Origin of the sequence: Stenotrophomonas sp. NLF4-10 (assembly GCF_022359915.1) — a bacterium.
Classification (GTDB): Bacteria; Pseudomonadota; Gammaproteobacteria; order Xanthomonadales; family Xanthomonadaceae; genus Stenotrophomonas; species Stenotrophomonas daejeonensis.
The window spans coordinates 2,858,082-2,882,963 of the sequence record NZ_JAKSEE010000003.1 but is presented as its reverse complement, the minus strand read 5'-3'; the positions used below and the strand labels follow the sequence as shown (position 1 = coordinate 2,882,963).

22 protein-coding genes are annotated in these 24,882 nt (G+C 69.5%); 5 read left to right on the top strand and 17 right to left on the bottom strand.

The genetic code is table 11. The annotated features are described in order from the left end of the window. The 3 genes from MIC98_RS13580 to trxC are packed head-to-tail and all read left to right on the top strand — an operon-like array spanning nucleotide 1 to nucleotide 4,335. Complete coding sequence (locus tag MIC98_RS13580) at nucleotides 1-3,399, top strand: efflux RND transporter permease subunit (RefSeq protein ID WP_239737491.1); 3,399 nt, start codon at nucleotides 1-3, stop codon at nucleotides 3,397-3,399. Between the two features lie 28 nt (nucleotides 3,400-3,427). Continuing rightward, nucleotides 3,428-3,904 (top strand): OsmC family protein, encoded by a 477-nt coding sequence (locus tag MIC98_RS13575; RefSeq protein WP_239737490.1) that lies wholly within the window; start codon nucleotides 3,428-3,430, stop codon nucleotides 3,902-3,904. Then, nucleotides 3,901-4,335, top strand: a complete 435-nt coding sequence (gene trxC / locus MIC98_RS13570; RefSeq protein ID WP_239737489.1) for a thioredoxin TrxC — start codon at nucleotides 3,901-3,903, stop codon at nucleotides 4,333-4,335. The genes MIC98_RS13575 and trxC overlap by 4 nt, the downstream gene beginning before the upstream one ends. A 94-nt stretch (nucleotides 4,336-4,429) precedes the next feature. Here trxC and MIC98_RS13565 read toward each other — a convergent pair whose 3' ends face one another. After that, the gene (locus MIC98_RS13565) at nucleotides 4,430-5,092 is read right to left on the bottom strand and encodes a response regulator transcription factor (protein ID WP_239737488.1); all 663 of its coding nucleotides are present in this window, start codon (nucleotides 5,090-5,092) and stop codon (nucleotides 4,430-4,432) included. Nucleotides 5,093-5,199: 107 nt separating this feature from the next. Continuing rightward, nucleotides 5,200-5,997 carry a 3-hydroxybutyrate dehydrogenase gene (locus tag MIC98_RS13560; RefSeq protein ID WP_239737487.1) on the bottom strand — a complete coding sequence of 266 codons (798 nt, stop codon included), beginning with the start codon at nucleotides 5,995-5,997 and terminating at the stop codon, nucleotides 5,200-5,202. A gap of 213 nt (nucleotides 5,998-6,210) precedes the next feature. On the opposite strand from MIC98_RS13560, the gene MIC98_RS13555 reads away from it, so the two are divergent. Beyond that, nucleotides 6,211-7,944: a D-(-)-3-hydroxybutyrate oligomer hydrolase gene (locus tag MIC98_RS13555; RefSeq protein ID WP_239737486.1), complete on the top strand. Its 1,734-nt coding sequence runs from the start codon at nucleotides 6,211-6,213 to the stop codon at nucleotides 7,942-7,944. A 103-nt stretch (nucleotides 7,945-8,047) separates the two neighbouring features. Continuing rightward, on the top strand, nucleotides 8,048-8,635 hold the full coding sequence (locus MIC98_RS13550) for a HutD family protein (protein WP_239737485.1): 588 nt from the start codon (nucleotides 8,048-8,050) through the stop codon (nucleotides 8,633-8,635). Nucleotides 8,636-8,710: 75 nt separating this feature from the next. Here the strand turns inward: MIC98_RS13550 and MIC98_RS13545 are convergent, their stop codons facing one another. From MIC98_RS13545 to sufC, 15 genes are all read right to left on the bottom strand, one after another. Continuing rightward, a complete protein-coding gene (locus MIC98_RS13545) occupies nucleotides 8,711-10,318 on the bottom strand; it encodes a sulfite reductase subunit alpha (protein WP_239737484.1) in 1,608 nt (535 codons plus the stop codon). Then, nucleotides 10,315-11,289, bottom strand: a complete 975-nt coding sequence (locus MIC98_RS13540) for an FAD:protein FMN transferase (RefSeq protein WP_239737483.1) — start codon at nucleotides 11,287-11,289, stop codon at nucleotides 10,315-10,317. Before MIC98_RS13540 ends, MIC98_RS13545 begins: the two co-directional genes overlap by 4 nt. Nucleotides 11,290-11,585: 296 nt before the next feature. Then, on the bottom strand, nucleotides 11,586-12,392 hold the full coding sequence (locus MIC98_RS13535) for a DUF4198 domain-containing protein (RefSeq protein ID WP_239737482.1): 807 nt from the start codon (nucleotides 12,390-12,392) through the stop codon (nucleotides 11,586-11,588). A 26-nt stretch (nucleotides 12,393-12,418) separates the two neighbouring features. Further along, nucleotides 12,419-12,940, bottom strand: coding sequence for a DUF2271 domain-containing protein (locus MIC98_RS13530; RefSeq protein ID WP_239737481.1), 522 nt, complete (start codon nucleotides 12,938-12,940; stop codon nucleotides 12,419-12,421). A gap of 25 nt (nucleotides 12,941-12,965) precedes the next feature. Beyond that, nucleotides 12,966-13,610, bottom strand: a complete 645-nt coding sequence (locus tag MIC98_RS13525; protein ID WP_057639876.1) for a PepSY-associated TM helix domain-containing protein — start codon at nucleotides 13,608-13,610, stop codon at nucleotides 12,966-12,968. 158 nt (nucleotides 13,611-13,768) lie between these two features. Next, the gene (locus MIC98_RS13520) at nucleotides 13,769-16,174 is read right to left on the bottom strand and encodes a TonB-dependent receptor (protein ID WP_239737480.1); all 2,406 of its coding nucleotides are present in this window, start codon (nucleotides 16,172-16,174) and stop codon (nucleotides 13,769-13,771) included. A gap of 136 nt (nucleotides 16,175-16,310) precedes the next feature. Next, nucleotides 16,311-16,724, bottom strand: a complete 414-nt coding sequence (locus MIC98_RS13515) for a hypothetical protein (protein WP_239737479.1) — start codon at nucleotides 16,722-16,724, stop codon at nucleotides 16,311-16,313. A gap of 153 nt (nucleotides 16,725-16,877) precedes the next feature. After that, nucleotides 16,878-17,555 (bottom strand): Fe2+-dependent dioxygenase, encoded by a 678-nt coding sequence (locus MIC98_RS13510; RefSeq protein WP_057639872.1) that lies wholly within the window; start codon nucleotides 17,553-17,555, stop codon nucleotides 16,878-16,880. Nucleotides 17,556-17,630: 75 nt separating this feature from the next. Then, nucleotides 17,631-19,946 (bottom strand): catecholate siderophore receptor Fiu, encoded by a 2,316-nt coding sequence (locus MIC98_RS13505; RefSeq protein ID WP_239737478.1) that lies wholly within the window; start codon nucleotides 19,944-19,946, stop codon nucleotides 17,631-17,633. 158 nt (nucleotides 19,947-20,104) lie between these two features. Next, nucleotides 20,105-20,515: a hypothetical protein gene (locus MIC98_RS13500; RefSeq protein ID WP_239737477.1), complete on the bottom strand. Its 411-nt coding sequence runs from the start codon at nucleotides 20,513-20,515 to the stop codon at nucleotides 20,105-20,107. Between the two features lie 114 nt (nucleotides 20,516-20,629). Then, a complete protein-coding gene (locus MIC98_RS13495) occupies nucleotides 20,630-20,962 on the bottom strand; it encodes a non-heme iron oxygenase ferredoxin subunit (protein ID WP_239737476.1) in 333 nt (110 codons plus the stop codon). After that, entirely contained in the window at nucleotides 20,959-21,495 is a 537-nt protein-coding gene (locus tag MIC98_RS13490; protein ID WP_239737475.1) for a GNAT family N-acetyltransferase, read from the bottom strand. The genes MIC98_RS13495 and MIC98_RS13490 overlap by 4 nt, the downstream gene beginning before the upstream one ends. Before the next feature lie 101 nt (nucleotides 21,496-21,596). Then, nucleotides 21,597-22,853: a cysteine desulfurase gene (locus MIC98_RS13485; protein WP_239737474.1), complete on the bottom strand. Its 1,257-nt coding sequence runs from the start codon at nucleotides 22,851-22,853 to the stop codon at nucleotides 21,597-21,599. Continuing rightward, a complete protein-coding gene (gene sufD / locus MIC98_RS13480) occupies nucleotides 22,850-24,109 on the bottom strand; it encodes a Fe-S cluster assembly protein SufD (RefSeq protein WP_239737473.1) in 1,260 nt (419 codons plus the stop codon). Before sufD ends, MIC98_RS13485 begins: the two co-directional genes overlap by 4 nt. After that, nucleotides 24,109-24,873, bottom strand: coding sequence for a Fe-S cluster assembly ATPase SufC (gene sufC, locus MIC98_RS13475; RefSeq protein ID WP_057639949.1), 765 nt, complete (start codon nucleotides 24,871-24,873; stop codon nucleotides 24,109-24,111). The genes sufD and sufC overlap by 1 nt, the downstream gene beginning before the upstream one ends. Between the last annotated feature and the right edge of the window lie 9 nt (nucleotides 24,874-24,882).

Genomic DNA, 24,882 nt, shown 5'->3' with positions numbered 1-24,882 from the left:
ATGGCCGTGCACGATACGCCGCGGCTGGGTATCTCCGGCCGCCTTGCCCGCACCTTCCAGGACAACCCGTTGACGCCGATCCTCGCGTTGCTGGGGCTGCTGCTGGGCCTGGTCGCGGTGGCCATCACCCCGCGCGAGGAAGAGCCGCAGATCGACGTGACGATGGCCAACGTCATCGTGCCGTTCCCCGGTGCCGACGCGCGGCAGGTCGAGCAGATGGTGGCGTACCCGCTGGAGCAGAAGCTGGCCGGGATCGAGCAGGTGCGGCACACCTATTCGGTCAGCCGCCCGGGCATGGCGGTGCTGACGGTGGAGTTCGAGGTCGGCGTGCCGCGGCAGCCGGCGCTGGTGCGGCTGTACGACAAGGTATTTTCCAACCGGGACTGGATGCCGCCGGATCTCGGCGTCGGCCAGCCCATCGTCAAGCCCAGGGGCATCGACGACGTGCCGGTGATGACGCTGACGCTGTGGACCGACGATGCGCAGCGCAGTGCGCTCGACCTGGCCGAAGTGGCGCACACGCTGGAAACCGAACTCAAGCACATCCCCGGCACCCGCGACATCCACACCCTCGGCGCGCCGGAGCGGGCAATGCGGGTGACGCTGGACCCGGCGCGGCTGGCCACGCACGGCCTGACGGTGGCCGATCTGGCCGGCGCCTTGCAGGCCGCCAACCTCGCCCGGCAGGCCGGCGAGCGCATCGGTGGCGATGGCGTGGTGCAGGTCAGCGCCGGGCAGTTCCTTGCCGACCGCGCAGACGTCGCCGGGCTGGTGCTGGGCGTTGCCGGCGGGCAGCCGGTACGCCTTGCCGACGTCGCCACGGTCGACGATGCCGCCGATCTGCCGTCGAACTACGTCTGGCATGGCGCACCGGCCGGCCGCGCCGGCCCGCGCACCGGCATGGCGCCTGCGGTCACGCTGGCCATCGCCAAGCAGCCGGGCAGCAACGCCACCGACATCACCCGCAGGGTGTCGGAGCGGGTCGAGGCACTGCGCGGGCAGGTCATCCCCGAGGGCGTGGAAGTCACCGTCACCCGCGACTACGGTGCCACCGCCGGCGACAAGGCGCGCACGCTGATCAAGAAGCTGGTGTTCGCCACCGGCTCGGTGGTGTTGCTGGTGCTGTTCGCATTGGGCCGGCGCGAGGCGGTGGTCATCGGCAGCGCGGTGGTGCTGACGTTGGCGGTGACGCTGTTCGCGTCCTGGGCGATGGGCTTCACCCTCAACCGGGTGTCGCTGTTCGCGCTGATCTTCTCGATCGGCATCCTCGTCGATGACGCCATCGTGGTGGTGGAGAACATCCACCGGCACATGGCGCAGGGCGGGAAAACGCTGCGCGAGGCGATCCCGCCGGCGGTCGATGAAGTAGGTGGGCCGACGATTCTGGCCACGTTCACCGTGATCGCCGCGCTGATGCCGATGGCCTTCGTCAGCGGCCTGATGGGGCCGTACATGCGGCCGATTCCGGTCAACGCCTCGGTCGGCATGTTGTTGTCGCTGACGATCGCGCTGGTGGTGACGCCGTGGCTGTCGCTGAAACTGCTGCGTCGCCATGCTTTGCCCCCCTCTCCCTGTGGGGCGAGAAGGCACGGCTTGCGCGCCATTGGCGCGCAAGCCTTGGAGCGCCTGCGCCGCTGGCGCAGGCCGGGGCGCGGAGCGGGGGATGGGGGAGAGGGTTCGGTTGCCGATGTTGTAGCCGGAGCTGCCACTGCCTCCGTCGTACCCTCACCCCAATCCCTCTCCCGCAGGGAGAGGGGCTTGAAGCGGTACCTGCACGATTTCTTCGAGCGGGTAATGACGCCCTTCCTCGTCGCCGACGGCGGCGCGCGCCGACGCCGCCTGCTGTTCATGGCGATGGCCGCGCTGGTGGCGTTGGCCGCGAGCCTGGTGGTGTTCAAGCTGGTGGTACTGAAGATGCTGCCGTTCGACAACAAGTCCGAATTGCAGCTGGTGGTGGACATGCCCGAAGGCCGCACGCTGGAGGACACCAACGCGTTGCTTGTCGAACTGGCCGGGGTGCTCGACCGCACCCCGGAAGTACGGGATTACCAAGGCCATGCCGGCACCGCCGCGCCGATCAATTTCAACGGTCTGGTGCGCCAGTACTATCTGCGCGAAGGCGCCAACGTCGGCGACCTGCAGGTCAACCTGGTCGGTCGCCACGAGCGCAGCCGCAAGAGCCACGACATCGCGGTGGCGTTGCGTCCGCAGGTGGCGGGGATCGGCCGCCGTCATGGCGCGTCGGTCAAGGTGGTGGAGGTGCCACCCGGCCCGCCGGTGCTGTCGCCGATCGTGGCCGAACTGTACGGCCCGGATCATGCGCGCCTGCGCGGCATCGGCCGTGCGCTGGAACAACGCTTCCTCGATACCGACGACATCGTCGATGTCGATACCAGCGTCGAAGCCGACGCCACGCGCGAAGTGCTGGCCATCGACCGCGTGCGCGCGGCGCGGCTGGGCGTGTCGCAGGCCGATATCGCCCGGACCATCGCCGCCGGTTTGTCCGGCATGGACGCCAGCCACGTCATCGACGGCAGTTCCAGATACCCGCGTCCGATCCGGCTGCGTCTGCCGGCTGCCGGGCAGACCACGCTCGACGGCGTGCTGGCGCTGCGCGTGCGCGGCGGCGACGGCCAGTTGCTGCCGCTGTCGGAACTGGTGCAGGTACGGCGCACGCAGTGGGATGGTGCCATCCACCACAAGGACCTGCTGCCGGTGGTCTACGTGATGGGTGACGAGGGCGGCAGCTTCGACAGCCCGCTGTACGGCATGTTCGATCTGGTCGGGCAGGTCGGCGACAACGCCATCGGCGGCCAGCGGTTGTCGCAGTTTTTCGTGCGCCAGCCAGCGGATACCGCGGGCTTCGGCCTGAAGTGGGACGGCGAATGGCAGATCACCTGGGAAACCTTCCGCGACATGGGCGTCGCCTATGCCGCCGGCATGGTGCTGATCTACCTGCTGGTGGTGGCGTATTTCCGCAGTTACGTGGTGCCGCTGGTGATCATGGCGCCGATCCCGCTGACCGTGATCGGGGTGATGCCCGGCCATGCCCTGCTCGGCGCGCAGTTCACCGCCACCAGCATGATCGGCATGATCGCGCTGGCCGGCATCATCGTGCGCAACTCGATCCTGCTGGTGGATTTCATCAACCACCTGGTCGAACGCGGGCACGCGCTGGAGCGTGCGGTGGTCGAGGCCTGCGCGGTGCGCGCGCAGCCGATCGCGCTGACCGCGATCGCGGCGATGGCCGGCGCGTTCTTCATCCTCGACGACCCGATCTTCAACGGACTGGCGATCGCGTTGATCTTCGGCATCCTCGTCTCCACCGTGCTGACGCTGGTGGTGATCCCGCTGCTGTACTACGCGCTGCTGCGGCGTCCGTTGCGTGGCGTATCGTGAACCCGAATCCCGACCGCAGGAGATGGCCGTGAGCATTGACCAACCGATCCGCATCAGCCTCGAACAGGACGGCGACTACGCCTTCCGCATCAGCTTCGACGACACCGCGCTGGCGCCGCTGCTGGGCGACGAACCGGCGCCGCTCGGCCACGACCAGGGGCCCAACCCGTCCCGCCTGCTGCTGGCCGCGGTGGCCAACTGCATGGCCGCCAGCCTGCTGTTCGCCCTGCGCAAGTTCAGGAACGCACCGGGGCCGCTGAAGGCGAGCATCCGCGCCCAGCCCGAGCGCAACGCCGCTGGCCGCTGGCGCCTTACCGGCGCGCAGGTCGAGCTGCAACTGGCCGACCCGGCCGCCGATTACCAGCAATTGCCGCGCATCCTCGAACAGTTCGAGGAGTTCTGCGTGGTCACCCAGAGCGTGCGCGCCGGCATCGACGTGCAGGTGGTGGTGAAGGATGGCAGCGGCGCGCTGGTCCACGACGGCCGCGCGGGAGCGGATGCGTGACTGCGCCGTTGCGGGTGGCCTGCCCGCACTGCAACGCGCTCAACCGCGTCCCCGGCGAGCGCCTGGGCGAGCGCCCGAACTGCGGGCGCTGTGGCAAGGCGCTGTTCGACGCGCATCCGCTGGCGCTGGACGCAGCGGGTTTCCAAGCTCATGCGATCGACAGCGAGCTGCCGCTGCTGGTCGATTTCTGGGCGCCGTGGTGCGGCCCGTGCCGGATGATGGCGCCGCATTTCGAGGCTGCCGCCGCGCAGTTGGAGCCACGGCTGCGGCTGGGCAAGGTCGACACCCAGGCACAGCCGGAGCTGGGTGCGCGCTTCGGCATCCGCAGCATTCCAACGCTGGTGCTGTTCAAGGGCGGCCGCGAATTGGCGCGCCAGCCGGGCGCGATGGGGCAGGCCGACATCGTGCGCTGGGCGCAGGCGCACGCCTGAGCTTTCCGTAGGTGCGGGGTTTGCCCCGCAACGGGGTATTCCCGGCAAAGCCCCATGCGGGGCAAGCCCCGCATCTACGAGGCGGTTCTGCCGCTCACTCGATCTGCCGCGCCGGGTCGCTCAGCTCCAGTTCGCGCAGCACCACGCTGGCCTGGGTGCGGTTGCGCACGCCCAGCCGCTCGAAGATCGCCGACAGGTGCGCCTTGACCGTGCGTTCCTGCACGTCCAGGCGGTCGGCGATCTGCTTGTTGAGCAGGCCCTCGGCGACCAGCGCCAGCACCCGGAACTGCTGCGGCGACAGGCTCGCCAGCCGCGCGGCCAGTTCGCTGTCGTGGCTGGACGACTGCGCCCGCGCCACCGCCGCACGCAGCGAGGCCGGCAGCCATTGCTCGCAGGCCATCACGCTGCGGATCGCCTCGCGCAGCTCGTTCAGGCCCGAGCTCTTGGGCAGGTAGCCGGCCGCGCCGTGGTCGAGCGCGCGCCGCACCACGCGCGGGTCGTCGTTGGCCGACACCACGATCACCGCCACGCCCGGGTGCTGGGCGCGGATCGCCGCCAGCCCGGCCAGGCCGTGGTTGCCGGGCATGTGCAGGTCGAGCAGGATCAGGTCGGTGTCCGGCGCGGCGTCCAGCGCCGCCAGTACGCCTTCCAGTGATTCGGCTTCATGCACCTGCAGATCGGCCATCGCCTCGCCGGCCGCCTGGCGCAGCGCGGCGCGGAACAGCGGGTGGTCGTCGGCGATCAGCAGGTTGGGCATGGGGCTAGGAACGAGTGGGGAGGAACGAGGAACGAGTAGAGGCAAAGGCAAGGGCGAAAAGCAAGCGCGGCACTGCTCTCACTCGTTCCTCTTCACTCGTTCCTGCTTCACTGCGCCGTCCAGGCGCCATCCATCGGCAACGCCGCGCCGGTGAGGTTGTGCGCCTCGCGGCGGCACAGCCACACCACCATCGCGGCGATGTCTTCGGGCAGCGACATGCGCTGGCTGGGTTGCTTTTCCTCCAGCAACGCGCGCACGCCGTCGTCGCGGCTGCCGCCGTTGCGGTGGGCCTGGACCTGCGGCTCGATCAACGGCGTCTCCACCCAGCCCGGGCACACGCAGTTGACGGTGACGCCGCCGCTGTCGCGGCTGCCGGCGGCCGCGTACTCCAGCGCCGCCACCTTGCTCAGGCCGACGATGCCGAACTTGCTGGCCACGTAGGGCGCCTTGTTCTTCGACGCCACCAGCCCGTGCACCGAGGCGATGTTGACCACCCGGCCATAGCCGCGCTCGGCCATGCCCGGCAATGCCTGCTGCATGGTGTGGAAGGCGGCGCTGAGGTTGATGGCGATGATGTCGTCCCATTTGGATGTGGGCTGTTCGGCCAGCGGCGCAGCGTGCTGGATGCCGGCGCAGTTGACCAGCACGTCGAGCGTGCCCCAGTCCTGCACCTGCGCCATCAGCGTCGCGATCTCTTCGGGCCTGCGCAGGTCGGCGCCGAAATGGCAGGCCTCGGCGCCGGCCTCGCGCACGCTGGCCAGCGCGGCGTCGATCTGCTCGGGGCTGCCGAGGCCGTTGATCGCCACGCGCGCGCCGGCCGTGGCCAGCGCGCGGGCGATGGCCAGGCCGATGCCGGAGGTACTGCCGGTCACCAGCGCGGTGCGGCCTTGCAGGAAGCGGTCCATCGGGAACTCCATGAAACGGATGCGGGGATGCCGCAGAACGTAACAGCCGCGGCGCCGTCGCGCGTGGTACCAAAGTACGATGGGCCCGGTGGAGGGCTCTGTTAACGTGCCTTCATGACCATTTCCCTCCTGCGCGCCGCTTGCGGCCTCCTCGTCGGGTTCGGCCTGGCGTCCTGTGCCAGCGGGCCCGCCCGCCCGTCCGTGGAGCCTTCCATGTTCAGCAACGAATTGCGCAGCGAACACCGTGGCGACGACGACCTGCTGACCGCCGGCTTGGGCCTGGCCGGGCTGCGCAGCATGGCGCCGCCGGCGTTCGCCGACGCCGCCGCGCCGACCGTGGACGAATTGCGCCGGCGCGCGCTGTGGGGCAGCTGGCGCGGCATCGCCGACTTGGTCCCGGGCGGCGGCTACGGCGAACTGTTCGGCACGCTGGCGCCGGTGCCGGGCCGCGAATACTCGGCCTATGCGCGCCTGCCCGGCGCCAGCCAGCCGCACCGGGTGCTGGCGCAGGTGCCGGACAACTTCGACACCGGCAAGCGCTGCGTGCTGGTGGCGCCGGCCTCCGGCTCACGTGGCATCTACGGCGCGGTGTCGGTGGCGGCGGCCTGGGGCCTGCCCAGGGGCTGCGCGGTGGTCTACACCGACAAGGGTGCCGGCAGCGACTATTTCGACCTGGACGCGCAGGTGGGCGTACGCGCCAACGGCATGGTCGGCAAGCTGGGCGAGGCCGCCGACCTGGCCTTCGTGCCGGATGCGCCGGTCAATGCCACCGGCGTGGCCTTCAAGCACGCCCATTCGCAGGACAACCCGGAGGCCGACTGGGGCCGCCACGTGAAGCAGGCCGCCGAGTACGCGCTGCTGGCGTTGGACCAGGCTTACCCGCAGGCGGCGCCGTTCACCTTCGACAACACCCGCATCATCGCGGTGGGCATCTCCAACGGCGGCGGCGCGGTGTTGCGCGCGGCCGAACTGGAGGGCGACTGGCTCGACGCGGTGGTCGCCGGCGAGCCCAGCGTGCTGTCCGATGGCCCCGGCAACCGCGCGCTGTACGACTACGCCACCGAGGCGGCGCTGCTGATGCCGTGCGCGCAGCTGCACATGGCCGACCTGCCGCAACCGCCGTTGACCGCCGCCTTGCAGGCCGGCGCGGCCGTGCGCTGCGCGACGCTGGCCGCCGAGGGCGTCATCAGCGGAGCAACGCCTGCCGCGCAGGCCAGATCCGCCTACGAGCTGATGTTGAGCAAGGGCTGGACCGATGCCGGCCTGCGTGCCGGCGCGCTGTCCACCGGCTTCGACCTATGGCGCGCCATCGCCGCCACCTACGCCTCGGCCTATGGCCGCTATGGCGTGGGCGAACATCCGTGCGGCTTCGGTTTCGCCGCGCAGAACCCGGACTTCTCGCCGCGCGCGGCCAGTGCCATCGAGCGCGCCGCGTGGATCGCCGATGGCGGCGGCATTCCGCCCGGTGCCGGCGTCGGCTTGCTGGACAGCAAGGTGCAATTGCCCGACCTGACTTACCCCGGCCTGAAATGCCTGCGTGCGCTGTGGGACGGGCAGGGCGAGGACGCACGCCGGGTGCAGGCCGGCATCGAGCAGACCCGCGCCGGCCTGCCGCGCGCCGGCCTGCCGGTGATGGTGGTGCACGGTACCGACGACGGCCTGATCCCGCCGGCCTTCAGCAGCGCGCCGTACGTGGCCGCGGCCAAGGCCGCCGGACGCGAGGTGAATTACTGGCAGGTGCGCCACGTGCAGCACTTCGATGCGTTCCTCGGCCTGCCGGACTACGGCGTGCGCTACCTGCCGCTGCTGCCCTATGTCTACGCCGCGCTGGACCGCGTGCAGGAACGGTTGGACAAGGGCACGCCGCTGCCGGCCGATGCGGTGATCGAGACCGTGCCGCGCGCGGGCAAGCTGCTGACGATGGAAAATCTCGCGATGCCGAAGTAGTCCGTAGGAGCGCACCTTGGTGCGCGATGAGGCTTCGCCGGGAAAGCCCATCGCGCACCAAGGTGCGCTCCTACCGAGATGGCGGCAATGGCATCATGCCGCGATGGAAATCCTGAGCTTCCCCTCCCGCGTCATTCCCGCTGCCGACTATCGTCGAGAGCGTTGGCGCAACGGGCTGGGCTGGACCCGCGAGATATTGCGCCTGCCTGTAGAGGGCGAGTGGCAACTGCGCCTGTCCATCGCCGAGATCGAGCAGGACGCGGCGTTCTCGGCCTTCCCCGGCGTCGAACGCGAATTGGTGCTGCTGCACGGCGAAGGCCTGCGCCTGCGTTTTGCCGACGGCCGCTGCGAAACCCTGTTGCCGCCGCATCAGCGGCTGCGCTTCGCCGGCGAGGACGAATTGACCGGCGAACTGGTCGATGGCGCCACCCAGGACTTCAACCTGATGTGGCGGCGCGCGGACCTGCGGGCCGAGCTGCTGCACCGGCCGCTGGTCGGCAACATGCTGTTCTTCACCGAACCGCAGGCGGCATGGGCGATCCACCTGCTGGCCGGGCAGGCGACGTTCGGGGATGGCGCGTTGCTGCCCTTGCAGGCCGGCGATACCGCATGGCTGGGCGCAGGCGAGCGCCGCCGCTACTCGCTGGATGGCGGTGGCGAGTTGCTGGCGATCCGGGTCACGCCGGCGTAGGTCGGGGTTACACCCCCGACGCCTCGGGATTGCTCCAAAAGCATGTCGGGGGTGTAACCCCGACCTACGGTGCGCTCAATACACGTCGCGGCGGTAGCGGCGTTCGAGGGTGAGCTGTTCCTTGCGCTCGCTGCCCAGTGCCTGCGCGATCACCGCGTCCACCGCCGGGGCCATGCCTTGCAGGCTGCCGCAGACCAGCACGGTGGCGCCGCCCTCGACCCATTGACGCAGCTCGTCGGCGTGGGCGGCCAGGGCGTCCTGCACGTAGCGGTGCGCCTGCCCGTCGCGGCTGAACACCGTGTCCAGCCGCTCGATCCAGCCGTCGCGCTGCCACTGCCGCAGCTCGTCGCCGAAGTGGAAATCGTGGGCGTGGCTGCGTTCGCCGAACAGCAGCCAGTTGCGGCGCGCGCCGGCGTCGATGCGCGCGCGCAGGTGCGCGCGCAGGCCGGCGATGCCGGTGCCGTTGCCGATCAGCAGCAGCGGCGCGTCACCTGCCGGTGGATGGAAGTTGCTGTTCTCGCGCAGGCGCAGGTCGATGCGCGCACCGATCGCGGCGTGGTCGCAGAGCCAGCCGCTGGCCAACCCGGGCGTGCCATCCGCATGCGCCTGCCGGCGCAGCAGCAGTTGCAGGCCGCCTTCGGCGGGCAGCGAGGCGATGGAGTATTCGCGGTGCGGCAACGGTTGCAGGCTGGCGGCCAGTGCCGCCGGATCGCTGGTGTCCAGGTTGTCGGGCAACTGCGAGCGGGCCAGCAGGTCGCGCAGGGCGCGGCCGTCGGCCAGTGTCGTTCGCGTGTCCACACCGTGTCGCCGCATCCACTGTTCGACGGTGGCCGGCGCATGGCGCGGGCCGATCTCGGCGATGTCGCCGGCCTGCCACTGCGGCAACGGGCCGTCCGCCGGTTGCAGGTGAAGGTGAAACACCGGGCCGCCGACACTGCCGGGGTTCAGCAGCTTCCGGTCGCACAGTCGCCAGTGCTGGTAGTCGGGCGCGCTCCAGTCGGCCTGCGCGGTGCCGTCGCCGAGCTGGCCGAGCAGTTGCTGCCAGTGGCGCAGCGCGGCCGGGTCGGCGTTGTCCACTTCGATGGTGTCGAACAAGGGTTGCGCGCCGTGCTGGCGCAGCCAGTCGTTGAACTGGTGGCCGAAGGCGCAGTAGTGGTCGTAGCTGCGGTCGCCCAGCGCGAGCACCGCGTACTGCAGGTGCGGCAGTGCCGCCGGCTGCTTCATTACCCGGCCGAGGAAGGCCAGGGCATGGTCCGGTGGGTCGCCCTCGCCGGTGGTGCTGGCGACGAACAGCGCCTTGCGCGTGGCCGCCAGCAGCGCGGCATCGACTTCGTCCAATGCCCGCAGGCGGACCTTGCAGCCGCCTTCGCGCAGGCTTTGCGCGCTGCGCTCGGCCAACTGCCGGGCAAAACCGGTCTGGCTGGCCCAGACCACCAGCAAGGGCGGTTCACCGTCGCTGTCGGCCTCGTCCCTGCGCGGCCGTGCGCGCCACCACAGCGCGAGGCACCACGCCAGGTAGGCGCACAGTGCGGCCAGTGCGCCGGTGCGCCGTGCGGGCAGGGGTGCAGCCAGCCACCAGTCCTCGCCCATGTGCAGCCGCAGCAGCAGGCCGGCGGCGACCAGCAGCAGGGCGATGACGGCAAGGTTGCCGGCCAGTGCACGGGGCGGGCGCGAAGGGTTCATGCGGCCCACGCGTCCAGATGCTGGCGGAAGGCGGGCGACAGGGTTTCGGCCAGCCCTTCGTCGCCACGCTGGACGAAGCGCGCGGCCAGACCCTGCGCTTCGGCGAAGGCCGGCCCCACGGTGGCACCCATCACCGTCAATGCGGTGGCCCAGGCATCGGCGAGCATCGCCTCGCGGTGGATCACGGTGACCGCGGCGGCGGCCGCCGCCACCGGCGCGTGCCGGCGCGGGTCCAGGGTGTGGCTGTAGCGCGTGCCGTCCTGTTCATAGCGGTGCCAGCGGTCGCCGGAGGTGGCCACCGCCAGGTCGTCCAGCGCCAGCACCCGGGGCGGGTAGTCGGCACCGGCATCTTCCTCCGGTGCCGATTCGACCAGCACGCGCCACGGCTGGCCATCGGGCTTGCGGCCATAGCCGTGCAGCTCGCCGCCGACTTCGACCAGCGCGGCGGCGACGTCCTGCGTGCGCAGCCAGCGGCCGACCAGGTCGACGCCATAGCCCTTGGCGATGGCCGACAGGTCCAGGTGCAGGCCACCGGGTTGCACTACCGCTTGCCGTTGCGCGTCCAGTTGCAGCCGTTGCCAGCCGCAGCGCGTGGCGGCTTCCCGCACGAGCGCGGCCTCGGGCACGCGCTGCCGCCCGGCATCGGCGCCGAAGCCCCACAGCGCGAGCAGCGGGCCGAGGGTGGGATCGAAGGCGCCGTCGCTGCGCTGCGCGACGCCGTGCGCGGCCTGCAGCACCCGCCAGAAATCGTCCGGCAGCACCTGCCAGCTGCCGGCGTCGGCACGGTTGTAGCGGCTGATGTCCGAGCCGGCCTCCCACGTGCTCATCTGCGCGACGACGCGGTCGAGCTGCTGCTGGATGCCGGCGTGCAGCGGATGCAGGTCGCGGTTGCGCGGCGCCACCAGCTTCACGCTCCAGGAGGTGCCCATGCTGTGGCCGCCGAGGGTGGCGATGTCGGAATGGGAAGGCATGGGGATGGGCGGGGCGAGGCTCGGGAGCGAATGCGTTGGTTGGGTTGGGCGTGGCCAAGCCCAGCGTCGGGGGGAACGAGCATGGAGGCACCGGGAGTCCCTTCGTCGGCGCAATCTGCTTGCCGGGATGCGGATTTTGGGGGGGGGCGGGCTCCCGGTGGTTCAGGTGACCGGGCTCCGTTCGCCCCTCACCCCAACCCCTCTCCCGCTGGGAGAGGGGCTCAAGTCCGTGCTGCTGGTCATGGGGTCGGGCGGAGAGGGAGCCGCGGGTGCTGCTTCCTCTCCATTTCCCCGCCTTACTGCGGCAGCACTTCCAGCGTGGCGACGTAGCTCAGGCGGCGCACGTTGGCCTGCGGGATCGCGACCTTGTCGTCCTCGGTGCCGGTTTCCAGCCAGTACATGCCGGCTTCCGGCCAGGTCACGCTGAACTCGCCATTGGCATCGCTGGTGGCCTTGATCTCCTCCTGCGCGTTGCGATAGCGGGTACCGCCGCGGACGATCTCCACTTCCAGCCCGGCCTGCGGCTTGCCATCCACCAGCAGGCGGAACCTGGCCGCCTCGCCGGCGAACAGGTCGTTCGGGTGGCCCAGCACCACCAGCTCCAGGCCCTGCCCGCTGGGCTTGAGCGCGGTGTCGTTCGGGGTGCCGTTGGTGACGAAGGTCTCCACGCGGCCCAGGCTCTGGGAAACCTTCAGGTCGGTGGCGTTCTTCGGTACTTCGCTGGCGAATTTGGCGGCATCCCCGCGCCAGCGCTTGGGCTTGCCGTCTTCCTTCCAGCTGGCCATCAGGCCGGCGTTGACGTTGGACAGGCGGTAGGTGCCCTGCTGGTTGAGTTCCAGGTCGAACACGCTGCGGTACTTGCCGGTGGCCAGGTTCTGCGGCTGCGCGGTGCTGCCGTCGGGCGCGGTGACCATCAGCCCGTCCAGCCGCAGCGGCACGTGGTTGAAGTAGAACAGGTCGTTGGAGACCGCCGCGTCCACGGTGATCCACGGGTTCTGCCCGGCGATGACCGTCTGCGACGGCAGCAGCCATGCCTTGTGCGCGGCGGCGGTGAACGGAAGGGCGGCGGCAAGCGCGGCGGCGAGGAGCAGGGAACGTTTCATCTGCGGACTCCGGTTCGGGTGGGCAATCAGGGTTTGATGGCGAGGGTGACGGCACCAAGCTCGGTGCTGCCTTGGGCGCGGCCGTTCTGGGCCGTGCGCGCCGGCCAGGTGAAGGGGATCTTCAGCAGCTCGCGGCCGCCGACTTCGCGCACCGCTTCCACCACCAGCGCGTACTGGCCGGCGGGCAGGTCGCGCAGCTGCGGCTGGCTGTCGCCGAAGCTCAGCGCGTGGGTGCCGGCCGGGCGGGTCGGGCCGGTCACGCCGTCCACCGGCACCTGCAGGTTGCGGCCGCTCTTGCGCCACCACTGGCGCAGGTCCGGCAGCCACTTGGTGCCGTGCCCTTCGTTGTTGGAGGTCTGCTGGTACCACACCGACAGGTTGGCGGCGGCCTTCTGCTCGGCGTTCTCGATCCACACGGCCACATACGGGCGGTGGTATTCGGCCACGTTGAGCTTGGGGACTTCGACGTTGACGTCGATGCTGGCGGCGTAGGCGGCCGGGGCGGTGGCGAGCAGGCCGCTGAGGGCGATGGTCAGGGTGACGCGCATGGTGCGACTCCGTGGAGGGAATGGGTCAGTGGATCAGGAGCAGGGCGATCAGCAGCGGCACCAGCAGGCCCAGGCCGACCAGCGGCCAGGTCATGCGCCGCTGCCGCGCATGCAGGTGCAGCAGGAAAAGGCCGGTGATGCAGAACACCAGGCAGGCGATGGCGAACACGTCGATGAACCAGCCCCAGCCGGGGCCGGCGTTACGGCCCTTGTGCAGGTCGTTGAAATAGGACACCCAGCCGCGCCGGGTCTGTTCGTATTCCACCGCGCCGGTTTCGCGGTCGATGCTCAGCCATGCATCGCTGCCGGGGCCGGGCATGGAGAGGTAGATTTCCTCGGGCGACCACTCACCGCTGCGCCTGCCGATGGATACGCCCAGCTCGCGTGACAGCCAATCGGCGACCTTGGCCGGCAGCGGTGCATTGCCTTCTTCGCGCGTGCCCAAGGCTTCCAGCATCGGCGCGGGCAGCTCCAGCTGGCGGTTGCTCACCTGCGGCGTGGCTTCGATTTTCGCCGCGTGGTTGAGGGTGATGCCGGTGGCCGCGAACAGCAGCATGCCGACCAGGCACACCGCCGAGCTGATCCAGTGCCACTGGTGCAGCGTGCGCAGCCAGAAACCACGGCTGGCCTGCTGCTGGACGAGATGGGCGGTGGAGCGTTCGGCGGACACGTGCGCGGAGGGGAATCAAAGAACCGGGATTAGAGCATTGATGAGAATGATTCGCAATTTGTGTCGCTTCGTATCGGTTGATGCCTGTTTGCCGCTGCAGGGCGGAAAATGGCGAAAAAGCTTGGCGCCCGTGCCTGCGCACGGGCGCCAAGGCGCCGTCAGAAGCGGAAATTCAGGCTTACCCAGAAATTGCGGGCCTTGTCCTTGTTGTTGTAGTGATCTTGCGGACTCAACGTCCAGGTGCCGTCGCCGTTGTCGGTGAAGTTGGCATCGTAGGTGGTGAAATCCCGGTCCAGCAGGTTGTTGATACGGGCATTGACGGTCAGCCATTGCGTAGCCTCGAACGAGGCACCCAGGTGCAGTACGGTGTAGTCCTTGTAGTGCAGGTGCTCGCCGGTGCTGCTGACGCCGCGGTAGCGCTTGGAGCGCGCTTCGCCGGTGAGGAACATGCTGAAGCGATCCGTTGCATGCCAGTCCAGTGAGGCATTGGCCATGTGCTTGGCGCTGTTGGTCAGCGGGAGGCCCTTCTGGCTGCCGCTCTTCTGCTCGCTGTCGGTGTAGGTGTAGTTGGCGCGGAAGGCGAAGGCTTCGCTGATCTTCCAGCGGCCGGCCACCTCGGCACCCTGCACCACGGCCTCGTCGATGTTCACCGTCTTGCTGCTGCTGGCATAGCCCAGGTCGAGGTATTCGCCGGAGCTGATGCAGCTCAGGGCCAGGCCGGCACCGCAGGGCTGGCTGGCGATCTTGTCGTCGAACTTGTTGTGGAACAAGGTGGCGTTGAAGCCGTGCCCGGCCGGGTGTTGCCAGTACAACGCCAGCTCGGTGCTGGTGCTGGTTTCCGGCTTCAGGTCAGGGTTGCCGAACATCGGCGAGGTACCCTGGCCGCCGAAGCCGATGACGCCGTCATACAGTTGGGTGGTCTTGGGGGTCTTGAAGCCGGTGCTGACACCGCCCTTGACCGTCCACTGCTTGCTGACCGCATAGACGCCATACAGGCGCGGGCTGACCTGGCTGCCGAAGACTTCGTGGTCGTCGTAGCGCAGGCCGGCAGTGAGGGTCAGCGGTTCGGTCACCTTCCAGTTGTCCTCGACGAACAGCGAGTACATGTTGTGGTCCTGCTTCAGCCCCGGGGTGCCGCTCTCGGTGCCGAACACGCCGTCGGTCAGTTCGCCGCGGATGACCTGGGTGCCGGCCACCAGGGTGTGCTCGCCAGCGGCGGTGAACGGGATGTCGAGCTTGGCGTCCAGCGTGTACTGCGCGCTTTCCAGGACGCGCTTGGGGCGCGGCAGGAAGGTGGATTCGGCCAGTGCGCGGCGCTCGTCCAGGCTCATGCCGGCATAGGCGCCGGTGGCGTCGATCATCTGCAGCAGGTGCTCGCGCTCGGCCACGGTGAACGGCATGGTGCGGCCGTCGTTGTTGGTGGCCACGTGTGCCAGCGAGATGAAGCTGTTGCCGAAGTCCCATTGGCCTTCGTGGGTCAGCGCCCAGGCGTCGCGGGTGAACTCCTGCACCGGGCCATAGCCGGCGCGCGGGTTGGCACGACGGCCCCAGGTGCCGCCGTTGGTGGCGCAGGCAGTGGCATCGCTGCCGGTCGCACCGAGGCAGGCGTTGCCGGCCGACCAGATGCTGTTGATGTTGTCCACGGTGCCGACCGGATATTCCTCGTTGCCGGCATCGTTGATCTTGATGGCGTTGTCGTACTCCTGGCGTGATGCGTCGTAATCGAAGGTCACGGTCTGGTCATCGCTCGGCATCCAGGTCAGGGTGATGCCGCCGGCCTTGTTGGTGTTGTCCACGGTCTTGCCGCCGCTGCCGAAGCCCAGCGAACGGTTGTGTTGCTGGCCGGCCGGATCGGTGACGGAGGCATACACCGGGTTGGAGGCCTTGCGGTCGTACCAGCTGCCGCGCGCGCTGAGATTGAGCACGCCCGGTACCAGGGCACCGGTGACGAAGAAATCGGCGGTAGTGTCGTCACCGAAGGCATCGTTGGTTTCGAAAGTGCGGGCGATGCTGGCCGAACCATGCCAACTGTCGAGCGTGCGCTTGGTGATGATGTTGATTACCCCGCCCATCGCATCGGCGCCATAAAGCGTGGACATCGGCCCGCGGATCACCTCGATGCGCTCGATCGCATCCAGCGGCGGGATGTGGTTGAACTGGTTGCCGCCGAAGTTGTTCGGGTAGATGTCGCCGTGGTTGTTCTGGCGGCGGCCGTTGACCAGGATCAGGGTGTAGTCCGAGCCCATGCCGCGCATGGAGATGGTGCCCTGGCCGGTCTTGTCGCGGGTTTCGCCCACGTCCACGCCTTCCAGGTCGCGCACCGCGTCGAGCAGGGTGACGTAGGGGCGTTTGGCCAGTTCCTCGCGGGTGATGACCGAGATGCTGGCCGGCGCGTCGGTGATCTTCTGCTCGAAGCCGGCCGCGGTGACCACCACCTTGTCCAGCGTGGTCGGCTGGCCGGCGGGGGCGCCGGAGGCAAGGGCCGGGGAGGAGAGCGCGGCAAGCAGGGCGATGGACAGCGTGTTGCGCGAACGGCGGGCATGGAAGCGATGGCGCAGGGCCATGATGGAAACCTCGGAGTGGAAAAATGGGTGTGGCGAACCGGCGGCGCGCGCGGGCGCCGCGCGGTTGCGCGGAGAAGAACGGGAGACGCGGGGGCGCCGCCGCGGAGTCGCGGCAGGCACGGGCGGAACGGCGGGCTCAGGCCAGCGGAGGCGCCTGGCCGCGTTGCAGCCGCCAGCGCAGGGGCGTGGCGGGCGGGCAGGCCGATGGGACGGCCGGTACGGTGGACAGCACGACCGGCTCGGCGCCGGCCATGCGTGCCGGCGGCAGTGCCGGGGCCGGGTGGCTCGCCGCCGCGCGCGAGGCCTGCAGGGGCGCCGCGCGGCGCAGCTTGGCCGGGGCCTGTTCCTCGGCGAACTCGCGGGCCGGGGCTTCTTCGCCACCGGCGTACGTGCCGCCGGCCAGCGTGGCCGCGGCCGTGGGCAGCGCCAGACCCTGCCACTGCGGCAGCAGCATCGAGAACACCGCCAGCAGCACCAGCACGGACGCACGCAGGCCGCCACGCAGGCGCGTGGCGGCAGGCAGGCGGCGATGGAGGTGTGGCTGGCGCACGCGAATCCCAGAATGGTGCGGAGTGCGCCGGATCCGCAGATCCGGCGGGTGCGGAGTGTAGTTGGGACTCGTTATCGGATGCAAATAAGAATTTATCTTGTTTGCATCGGCTTGACGGAGGTCAGGCCGGAACGGGGAAACCTGCCTGCCGGCTCAGACCTCGGCCCACTGCCGCAGCAGGTTGTGATAGATGCCGGTCAGCTGCAGCACCGCGCCGGCGTCGGCATTGCCGCGGCGCAGGGTTTCGATGGCGCCGTCCATTTCGAACAGCGTGCGCCGGCGGGCGTCGTCGCGGATCATGCTCTGCACCCAGAAGAACGAGGCCAGCCGCGCGCCGCGGGTCACCGGCGTGACCTGGTGCAGGCTGCTGGAGGGGTACAGGATCAGGTCGCCGGCCGGCAGCTTCACTTCGTGCTCGCCGTAGGTGTCGCTGATGACCAGCTCGCCGCCGTCGTATTCGTCCGGGTCGTTGAGGAACAGCGTGCACGACACGTCCGAACGCAGCTGCTCGCCCTGGGCGAGGTTCATCACCGCGCCATCGACGTGGAAGCCGTAGGTGCCGCCGCCGGTGTAGCGGTTGAAGCGCGGCGGCAGGTATTTGAGCGGCAGCGCGGCGCCAAAGAACAACGGGCTGCGCTTTAGCGCGGCCAGCACCGCCCGGCCCAGCTCGGCCTTGAGCGGCGAGCCGTCGGGCAGCTGTTCGTTGCGCTTGACCTGCGCGCCCTGCGCACCGACCGTCTCGCGGCCGTCGGCCCAGTCGGCGCCGTCCAGCGCGCGGCGGAAATGCGCCACTTCGTCGGCGCCGAGGATGTTGGGGATGTGCAGCAGCATGCGAAGGCTCCATGCGGGGACGCCTTCCCTGCGGAAGGCGTCCCCGGTCACCACGGTTGGATCAGGAACGTCGGATCAGAAGCGGAAGTCCGCGCTGAACAGGAAGGTACGCGGGGTACCCGGGGTGTAGCGGTAGCCGCTCTTGTTGATCGCGGCCACGTACTGCTTGTCGAACAGGTTGTAGGCGTTCAGGCGCAGCACCAGGTGGTCGTTGACCGCGTACGAGGCCACTGCATCGTAGACGGTGTAGGACTTGGTGAACGCCGGGGTGCCCTTGGCACCATCGGTGCCGCGGTGCATCTCGCCGGAGTAGCGTACGCCACCGCCGATGGTCAGGCCGAACGGGAAGCTGTAGGTGGTCCAGCTGGTGAACGCGTCTTCCGGGGTATAGGTCAGGTTGTTGCTGCCGTCGGCGGTCAGCAGGCTGCCCTTGTCCACTTGGGTCTTCTGGTGGGTGTAGCCGGCCGAGACCGACCAGTTGTCGGTGATGCGGCCGACGGTGGAGATTTCCACGCCCTCCACGGTCTTCTGGCCGTTCTGGTAGTAGCCCTCGGCGGCGCTGCCGGTGATCTCGTTGGTCACCTCGGTGCGGAACAGGGCCACGTTCAGCGCCAGCGCGTCATCGAGGAAGCTCCACTTGCTGCCGACCTCGGCGGTGCGGGCTTCCTGCGGATCCATGTTGACGCCGTTGGCGCTGTTGGCCGCCTCGCTCAGCTGGAAATTGTTGCCGCCCGGGGGCTGCTGCGAGAGGGCGTAGTTGGCGTACAGGCTGACCGCCTCGCTGGGCTTGTAGACCGCGCCGAGCTTCCAGTTGACCAGGGTGTCCGAGTCCTCCAGCGTTGGGCTGGGGATGACGGTGCCGGCCGGGTTGCTGCCGCATTCCGGGCCGCCGCGGCCGCCGCATACCGCGGCATTGGCGTATTCGGTCTTGTAGTGGTCGGCGCGCAGGCCGGCGGTCAGCATGAAGCTCTCGCCGAACTTCAGCGTGTCGAACAGGTACAGCGACGAGGTGGTGGTCTTGCCGTCGCTGTGGGCGCCGGTGCGGCGGGTGCTCAGGCCGCTGGCGTTCCAGTCCGGGCGGTACAGGTTGGCGGGCGTCCAGTTGCCGTCGACGGTGCCGGCCAGGCCCCAGGACTTCTGCTGCTCGCGGGTGAACTCCAGGCCGGTGCTCAGGTTGTGCTGCACGCTGCCGGTGGCGAAGTCGGCGCGCAGGTTGAGCTGGTCGGTGAGGATGGTGTTTTCCTGGTTCTTGTAGGTCAGGTTGCTGCGCTTGAGGGTGTAGCTGGACAGGTCATCGATGTCGGTCCACTTGATGTTGCCGGCCAGCGGATCGGCATCGTTGCCGCCGGTGGACATGAACGCGGTCAGCAGGTAGTCCTGCTCGGTCTTGCCCCAGCGCGCGATGTTGCTCAGCTTCAGCGTGTCGGAGAAGTCGTGCTCGAAGCGGAAGGTGGCCTGCTGCGCTGTCACGTCGTCGTGGTCGTAGCGGGTGCCGTAGAAGTTTTCCGGATCGACCGGGTGTCCGGCCAGCTGCTCCAGGCCCGGCTGCGGCTCCCAGCCCGGCAGGCCGATGGTCGGCACGAAGCCGTCGGGGATGTTGTCCTGCTTGAGGTAGAGCAGGTTCAGGTGGTAGCGGGTGTCGGTGCCGAGGCCGAAGCCCAGCGACGGCGCGATGCCCCAGCGGCTGTTGTTGACGTGGTCGCGGCCGGCGACGTCGCTGTCCTGCCACAACCCGTTCAGGCGCAGTGCCGAGGTTTCGCCCAGGGTCTGGTTCCAGTCGGCGGTGGCGCGCTGCTGGCCATCGACGCCGGCCGAGACGGTGCCGGAGACGGCATCGTGCAGGTGCGCCTGCTTGCTGACCATGTTGATCGCGCCGGTCGGCGCGCTGCGGCCGTTGTCGGTACCGGCCGGGCCCTTCACCACTTCCACCTGCTCGGTGTTGAACACGTCGCGCGAGATCGAGCCGAGGTCGCGCACGCCATCGACGAAGATGCTGCTGGAGGTGTCGAAGCCGCGCATGTACACGGTGTCGCCGGTGCTGGTGTTGCCGTTCTCGCCGGCATAGAAGGTGCCCACGCCGGCGCTGTTGCGTAGCGCTTCGGTCAGGGTGGTGGCGCCCTGCTGGTTGAACAGGTCGCCGGTGATGACCTGGACGGTCTGCGGGGTGTTCTGCAGGGTCTGGGTGAACTTGGGCGAGGCGGATTTCTCGCTCTTGTAGCCGCGGGTAGCGTGCACCTCGACCTGGTCCAGGGTGCGGGCATCGGGCGGCGCCTCGGCATGGGCAAGGCCCGGCAGCGCGGCCAGGCTCAGGCCGGTGACGAGGCCGGCGGTGGCCAGGTGGCCGACGGTACGGGCGGGGGAGGCGTGCTTGCGACTCTTGATGTGGCTCATGGCGTTGAGGGCCTTGGACGGAGGAGAAGGACACGGAAGCGACAACCGGGATGCCGGACACGGGGCCCGACACCGGCGGATGCGCGGTGGGATACAACGAGGGGAAAACGGGGAGGTGCAGCGCCGCGGATCGGCCGCGGGCAGGCCCGCGCGTGGGTTCAGCCGTGGCGGTGGGCCGGCGGGGCGTGCGCGGGTGGCGTGCGGTAAGGCTGGCCGAGGGTCGGGCTGGCGAAGACGGTGGGTACCCTCATCGCGGTGCCGTTGCGGGTAGTGCGTGCGGGCCACGGGGCCGGCGCGGTATCCGTCGGGCGCTGGCTGCGCCCGCTTTCGCCGTCGGCTTCGCTGATGCCGGGCGGGTGCAGCAAGGGCTGCAGCGGAGCCGGCGGACAACCGTCGAGTACGGAGGGGAGCGTGGCCGAAAGCCGCGGGGCGTCATCGGCACCGGCGCCATGCCCGCCGGCGGCAGCCAGCGCGGTCGCGGCGACGGTCAGCAGGAGCAGGACGACCAGCCACACGTGCAGGCCCGCCCGCAGCGGGCGGGCCTGCACGTTGCCGGAAGCGGACCGCAAGGCCGCCCGACGGCTGGTGTCATGTGGATACATGACGATAAATTAAACGATAATGATTCGCATGTCCATATCGTGACCGCGATCATCAATGCCGCCAAGGCGGCACCGGAAAGCTCAGTCGCGGTCGTCGCGCGCCCAGATGCCGCCGTTTTCGCGCTTGACCGGGAATTTCGGCGCCGCGGTATAGGCCGGGGCGCACAGCGCGCGGCCGTCGCGCACGTCGAAGCGGGCGCCGTGGAGGACGCATTCGACGCTGCCCTCGGCGGTGTCGAGGTGGCCGGAGGACAGCTCGAATTCTTCATGCGTGCACTGGTCTTCCAGCGCGTACAGCTCGCCGTCGAGGTTGAACACCACGATGGGCGCGCCGGTCACCTCGTCGAAGCCGGTCTTCATTTCACCCGGCAGCAGTTCGTCGCTGGCGCAGATGAAGGTCCAGGTCTCGCTCATGCGCGGGCATCCAGTGGCTTTTCCAGCACCTCGAAGCGCAGGTCGTCGCGCCTGGGGATGCCGAAGCGCTCGTCGCCGTAGGGAAACGGCTTCTTGATGCCGGTGCGGGCATAGCCGCGGCGCTCGTAGAAGGCGATCAGTTCGTCGCGGCAGTCGATCACCGTCATCTGCATGGCCGGCAGCTGCCACTGCTTGGCCACGTGGCGCTCGGCCTCCTGCATCACCCGCTTGCCGATGCCGCCGCCCTGTGCCGCCGGGCTGACCGCGAACATGCCGAAATAGCCGTGGCCGTCCTCGTCGGCGATGTGGCAGCAGGCCTGCATGCGGCCATCGCGCTCGGCGACCAGGATCACGCTGCGCGGGCGCTGCAGCTGGACCAGGATGCTTTCGGCATCGATGCGCTCGCCGTCGAGGATGTCGGCCTCGGTGGTCCAGCCCACGCGCGAGGCATCGCCGCGGTAGGCGGATGTGACCAGTTCGATCAGGGCCGGGATGTCGTCCGCCGTGGCGGCGCGGAAGGTGAGGTCGGTCATGCGCGACATTCTAGCGGTCCCGGTAGGAGCGCACGTTGGTGCGCGATGGGCTCCACCGGGAAAGCTTCTCGCGCACCAAGGTGCGCTCCTACCAGAGCGAGTCACCCCAGCAACGCGCGCACCTTCTTCAATGCCGCCATGAAGGCCTCGATTTCGGCGTGCGTGTTGTAGAACGCCAGCGAGGCGCGGCAGGTGGCGGCCACGCCGAAATACTGCAGCAGCGGGTGCGCGCAGTGCTGGCCGGAACGTACCGCCACGCCCTGCAGGTCGAGCAGGGTGGCCAGGTCGTGCGAATGCGCGCCCTCGACCTGGAACGACACCACCGCCGCCTTGTGCGCGGCGGTGCCGAAGATGCGCACGCCGTCGATGCGCAGCAGTTCCTCGGTGAAGTGCGCCAGCAGTTCCTGCTCGCGCGCGGCGATGTGTTCGCGGCCCAGCGCGTCGAGGTAGTCCACGGCCACGCCGAGGCCGACGAAGCCGGCGATGTTGGGCGTGCCGGCCTCGAACTTGTGCGGCGGGTCGTTGAACACGGTGCCGTCGAAGCTGACTTCCTTGATCATCTCGCCGCCGCCGAGGAACGGCGGCATCGCCTGCAGGTGCTCGCGCCGCGCCCACAGTGCGCCGGTGCCGGTGGGGCCGCACATCTTGTGGCCGGTGACGGCGTAGAAGTCGCAGCCGATGGCGGCCACGTCCAGCGGCAGGTGCGGCGCGGCCTGCGAGCCATCGACCACGGTGACGATGCCGCGCCGGCGCGCTTCGCGGCAGATCTCGCGCACCGGGTTGATGGTGCCCAGCACGTTGGACACGTGCGCCACCGCCAGCAGCTTCACATCGGGGGTCATCGCCGCGTGCAGCGCGTCCAGGTCCAGCGTGCCGTCGGGGGCGATCTCGGCCACGCGGATGCTCGCGCCGGTGCGCTGGGCCACCAGTTGCCACGGCACGATGTTGGCGTGGTGCTCCATGCGCGAGACCAGGATCACGTCGCCGGCCTTCAGCCGCGGCAGCGCCCACGAATAGGCGACCAGGTTGATGGCGAAGGTGGTGCCGCTGCACAGCACCAGTTCGTCGGCGCGGACGTTGAGGAAACGGGCCAGCTTGCCGCGCGTGCCTTCGTAGGCGTCGGTGGCCTCGGTGCCGAGCGCGTGCACGGCGCGGCTGACGTTGGCGTTGTGGCGGCGGTAGAACGCGCTGGTGGCCTCGATCACCGGCAGCGGCTTCTGCGCGGTGTTGGCGTTGTCGAAATACACCAGCGGCTTGCCATGCACTTCGCGCATCAGCAGCGGGAAGTCGACGCGCACGCGGGCCCAGTCGGGTGCGGCGTCCGTGGCCTGGAGTGGAAGCGGGGAGGAAAGGTTCATGCCATGCCTGCCTGTTGCAGTGCGTGGTCGAGGTGGCGGGCCAGGGTGTCGCCGAGGGCGCCGGCCACGGCCAGCGGTTCGTGGCAGAACGCGGCGCTGAGCATCGCCCGCGCCTGTTCGGCCGGCAGGCCGCGGGAGCGCAGGTAGAACAGCGCGTTGGCGTCGAGCTGGCCGACGGTGGCGCCGTGCGCGGCCTTGACCTCGTCGGCGTCGATCACCAGCGTCGGCTGGGTGTCGATCTCGGCGTCGGCCGACAGCAGCAGGTTCTTGTTGGACAGGTTGGCGTCGGTGCCGTCGGCGCCCCCGTGGATGTGGATGCCGCCGTGGAACACCACGCGGCTGCGGCCGGCGGCCACGCCACGCCACAGCAGTTCGGCGGCGGTGTCGCGGGCGACGTGCTCGATGCCCAGCCGGGTATCGATGTGGCGGCGGCCGTTGCCGAGCAGCACGCCGTTGGCGGTGAGCCGGGCGTTGTCGCCTTGCAGCCGCACGTTCAGCTCGTGGCGGCTCAGCGCCGCGCCCAGTTCCAGGTCGACGCGGCTGTAGCGGGCATCGCGCTCCAGCACCGCGTCGGTGCGCAGCAGCGAGGTCGCGCGTGCGCCGTCGGCCTGCACGCGGGCATGGGCGAGCTGCGCACCCTGCGCGAGCTGCACGTGCACCAGCGTGTTGTCGAAGTTGGCGTTGTCGCTGCCCTGCAGGTGGTGTTCGACCAGCTTCAGCGACGCACCGGGCTGCAGGTCGAGCAGGTGGCGGTGGTGCCACGCGCGGTCGGTGCCGTCGCCGCAGCCCACGAACACCAGGTGCAGCGGCGTCGCGGCGATGGCAGCGGCGGCCACCTGCACCAGCACGCCTTCGTCGGCGAGCGCGGCGTTGAGCTGGGCGAAGACCTCCTCGGCGCGGTCGAAGCGGCGCTGTAGGAAACGCGTGGCCTCCGGCTCGTCGCGCTGCACCGCCGACAGCGTGCGCACGCGCACGCCGGCGTCCAGCCCGGACAGGTCGCTGTGCGCGTCGCTGGGGCGGCCGTTGACGAACACCAGCCGCGGCGCGGGGATGCCGGCCAGCAGCGCGGGGTCGATGGCCGGGGCCTGCAGCGGCGCCGGGCTGAAGCTGCGGCGTTCGAGCTGGCGCAGCGAGGTGTATTTCCACGCTTCGTTGCGCGCGGCGGGCAGGCCGGCATGCAGCGCGGCATCGAGCACCTCGCGGCGCTCGTCGCTGCCGCAGAAGGCGCTGGCCAGTGATTGCAGGAGCGCGCTCATTACTTGGCCGCCTCGCGCACCACGCGGTCCTTCAGGAAGTCGTAGCCGTGGGCCTCCAGTTCCAGCGCCAGCTCGGGGCCGCCGCTCTTGACGATGCGGCCGTCGGCCAGCACGTGCACCACGTCCGGCTTGATGTAGTCGAGCAGGCGCTGGTAGTGGGTGATGACGATGAACGAGCGCTCGGCGTTGCGCAGCGCGTTGACGCCGTCGGCTACGCTCTTGAGCGCGTCGATGTCCAGGCCCGAGTCGGTCTCATCGAGGATCGCCAGCTTCGGCTCCAGCACCGCTAGCTGGAAGATCTCGTTGCGCTTCTTCTCGCCGCCGGAGAACCCCTCGTTGACGCCACGGTGCAGCAGCTCGTCCTTCAGGTGCAGCACCGCCAGCTTCTGCCGCACCAGCTTGAGGAACTGCATCGAGTCCAGTTCCTCCTCGCCGCGGGTCTTGCGCTGGGCGTTGAGCGCGGCGCGCAGGAAGTAGGTGTTGTTGACGCCGGGGATTTCCACCGGGTACTGGAAGGCCAGGAACAGGCCGGCGGCGGCGCGCGCCTCCGGTTCCAGTTCCAGCAGGTCGGCCCCCTCGAACGCCACGCTGCCCTCGCTGACCTCGTAGCCCTCGCGGCCGGACAGCACGTTGCCGAGCGTGGACTTGCCGGCGCCGTTGGGGCCCATGATGGCGTGCACTTCGCCCGGCTTCACGTCCAGCGACAGGCCCTTGAGGATTTCCTTGCCGGCGATGCTGGCGTGGAGGTTTTCGATCTTCAGCATGTGGGTAAT

What these genes read in the sequence shown, in the direction of transcription:
- MIC98_RS13580 (WP_239737491.1), top strand. Translation starts at nt 1, where the DNA reads ATGGCCGTGCACGATACGCCGCGGCTGGGTATCTCCGGCCGCCTTGCC.
- MIC98_RS13565 (WP_239737488.1), bottom strand. Translation starts at nt 5,092, where the DNA reads ATGCCCAACCTGCTGATCGCCGACGACCACCCGCTGTTCCGCGCCGCG.
- MIC98_RS13560 (WP_239737487.1), bottom strand. Translation starts at nt 5,997, where the DNA reads ATGGACCGCTTCCTGCAAGGCCGCACCGCGCTGGTGACCGGCAGTACC.
- MIC98_RS13555 (WP_239737486.1), top strand. Translation starts at nt 6,211, where the DNA reads ATGTTCAGCAACGAATTGCGCAGCGAACACCGTGGCGACGACGACCTG.
- MIC98_RS13550 (WP_239737485.1), top strand. Translation starts at nt 8,048, where the DNA reads ATGGAAATCCTGAGCTTCCCCTCCCGCGTCATTCCCGCTGCCGACTAT.
- MIC98_RS13545 (WP_239737484.1), bottom strand. Translation starts at nt 10,318, where the DNA reads ATGAACCCTTCGCGCCCGCCCCGTGCACTGGCCGGCAACCTTGCCGTC.
- MIC98_RS13540 (WP_239737483.1), bottom strand. Translation starts at nt 11,289, where the DNA reads ATGCCTTCCCATTCCGACATCGCCACCCTCGGCGGCCACAGCATGGGC.
- MIC98_RS13535 (WP_239737482.1), bottom strand. Translation starts at nt 12,392, where the DNA reads ATGAAACGTTCCCTGCTCCTCGCCGCCGCGCTTGCCGCCGCCCTTCCG.
- MIC98_RS13530 (WP_239737481.1), bottom strand. Translation starts at nt 12,940, where the DNA reads ATGCGCGTCACCCTGACCATCGCCCTCAGCGGCCTGCTCGCCACCGCC.
- MIC98_RS13520 (WP_239737480.1), bottom strand. Translation starts at nt 16,174, where the DNA reads ATGGCCCTGCGCCATCGCTTCCATGCCCGCCGTTCGCGCAACACGCTG.
- MIC98_RS13510 (WP_057639872.1), bottom strand. Translation starts at nt 17,555, where the DNA reads ATGCTGCTGCACATCCCCAACATCCTCGGCGCCGACGAAGTGGCGCAT.
- MIC98_RS13505 (WP_239737478.1), bottom strand. Translation starts at nt 19,946, where the DNA reads ATGAGCCACATCAAGAGTCGCAAGCACGCCTCCCCCGCCCGTACCGTC.
- MIC98_RS13495 (WP_239737476.1), bottom strand. Translation starts at nt 20,962, where the DNA reads ATGAGCGAGACCTGGACCTTCATCTGCGCCAGCGACGAACTGCTGCCG.
- MIC98_RS13490 (WP_239737475.1), bottom strand. Translation starts at nt 21,495, where the DNA reads ATGACCGACCTCACCTTCCGCGCCGCCACGGCGGACGACATCCCGGCC.
- MIC98_RS13485 (WP_239737474.1), bottom strand. Translation starts at nt 22,853, where the DNA reads ATGAACCTTTCCTCCCCGCTTCCACTCCAGGCCACGGACGCCGCACCC.
- sufD (WP_239737473.1), bottom strand. Translation starts at nt 24,109, where the DNA reads ATGAGCGCGCTCCTGCAATCACTGGCCAGCGCCTTCTGCGGCAGCGAC.
- sufC (WP_057639949.1), bottom strand. Translation starts at nt 24,873, where the DNA reads ATGCTGAAGATCGAAAACCTCCACGCCAGCATCGCCGGCAAGGAAATC.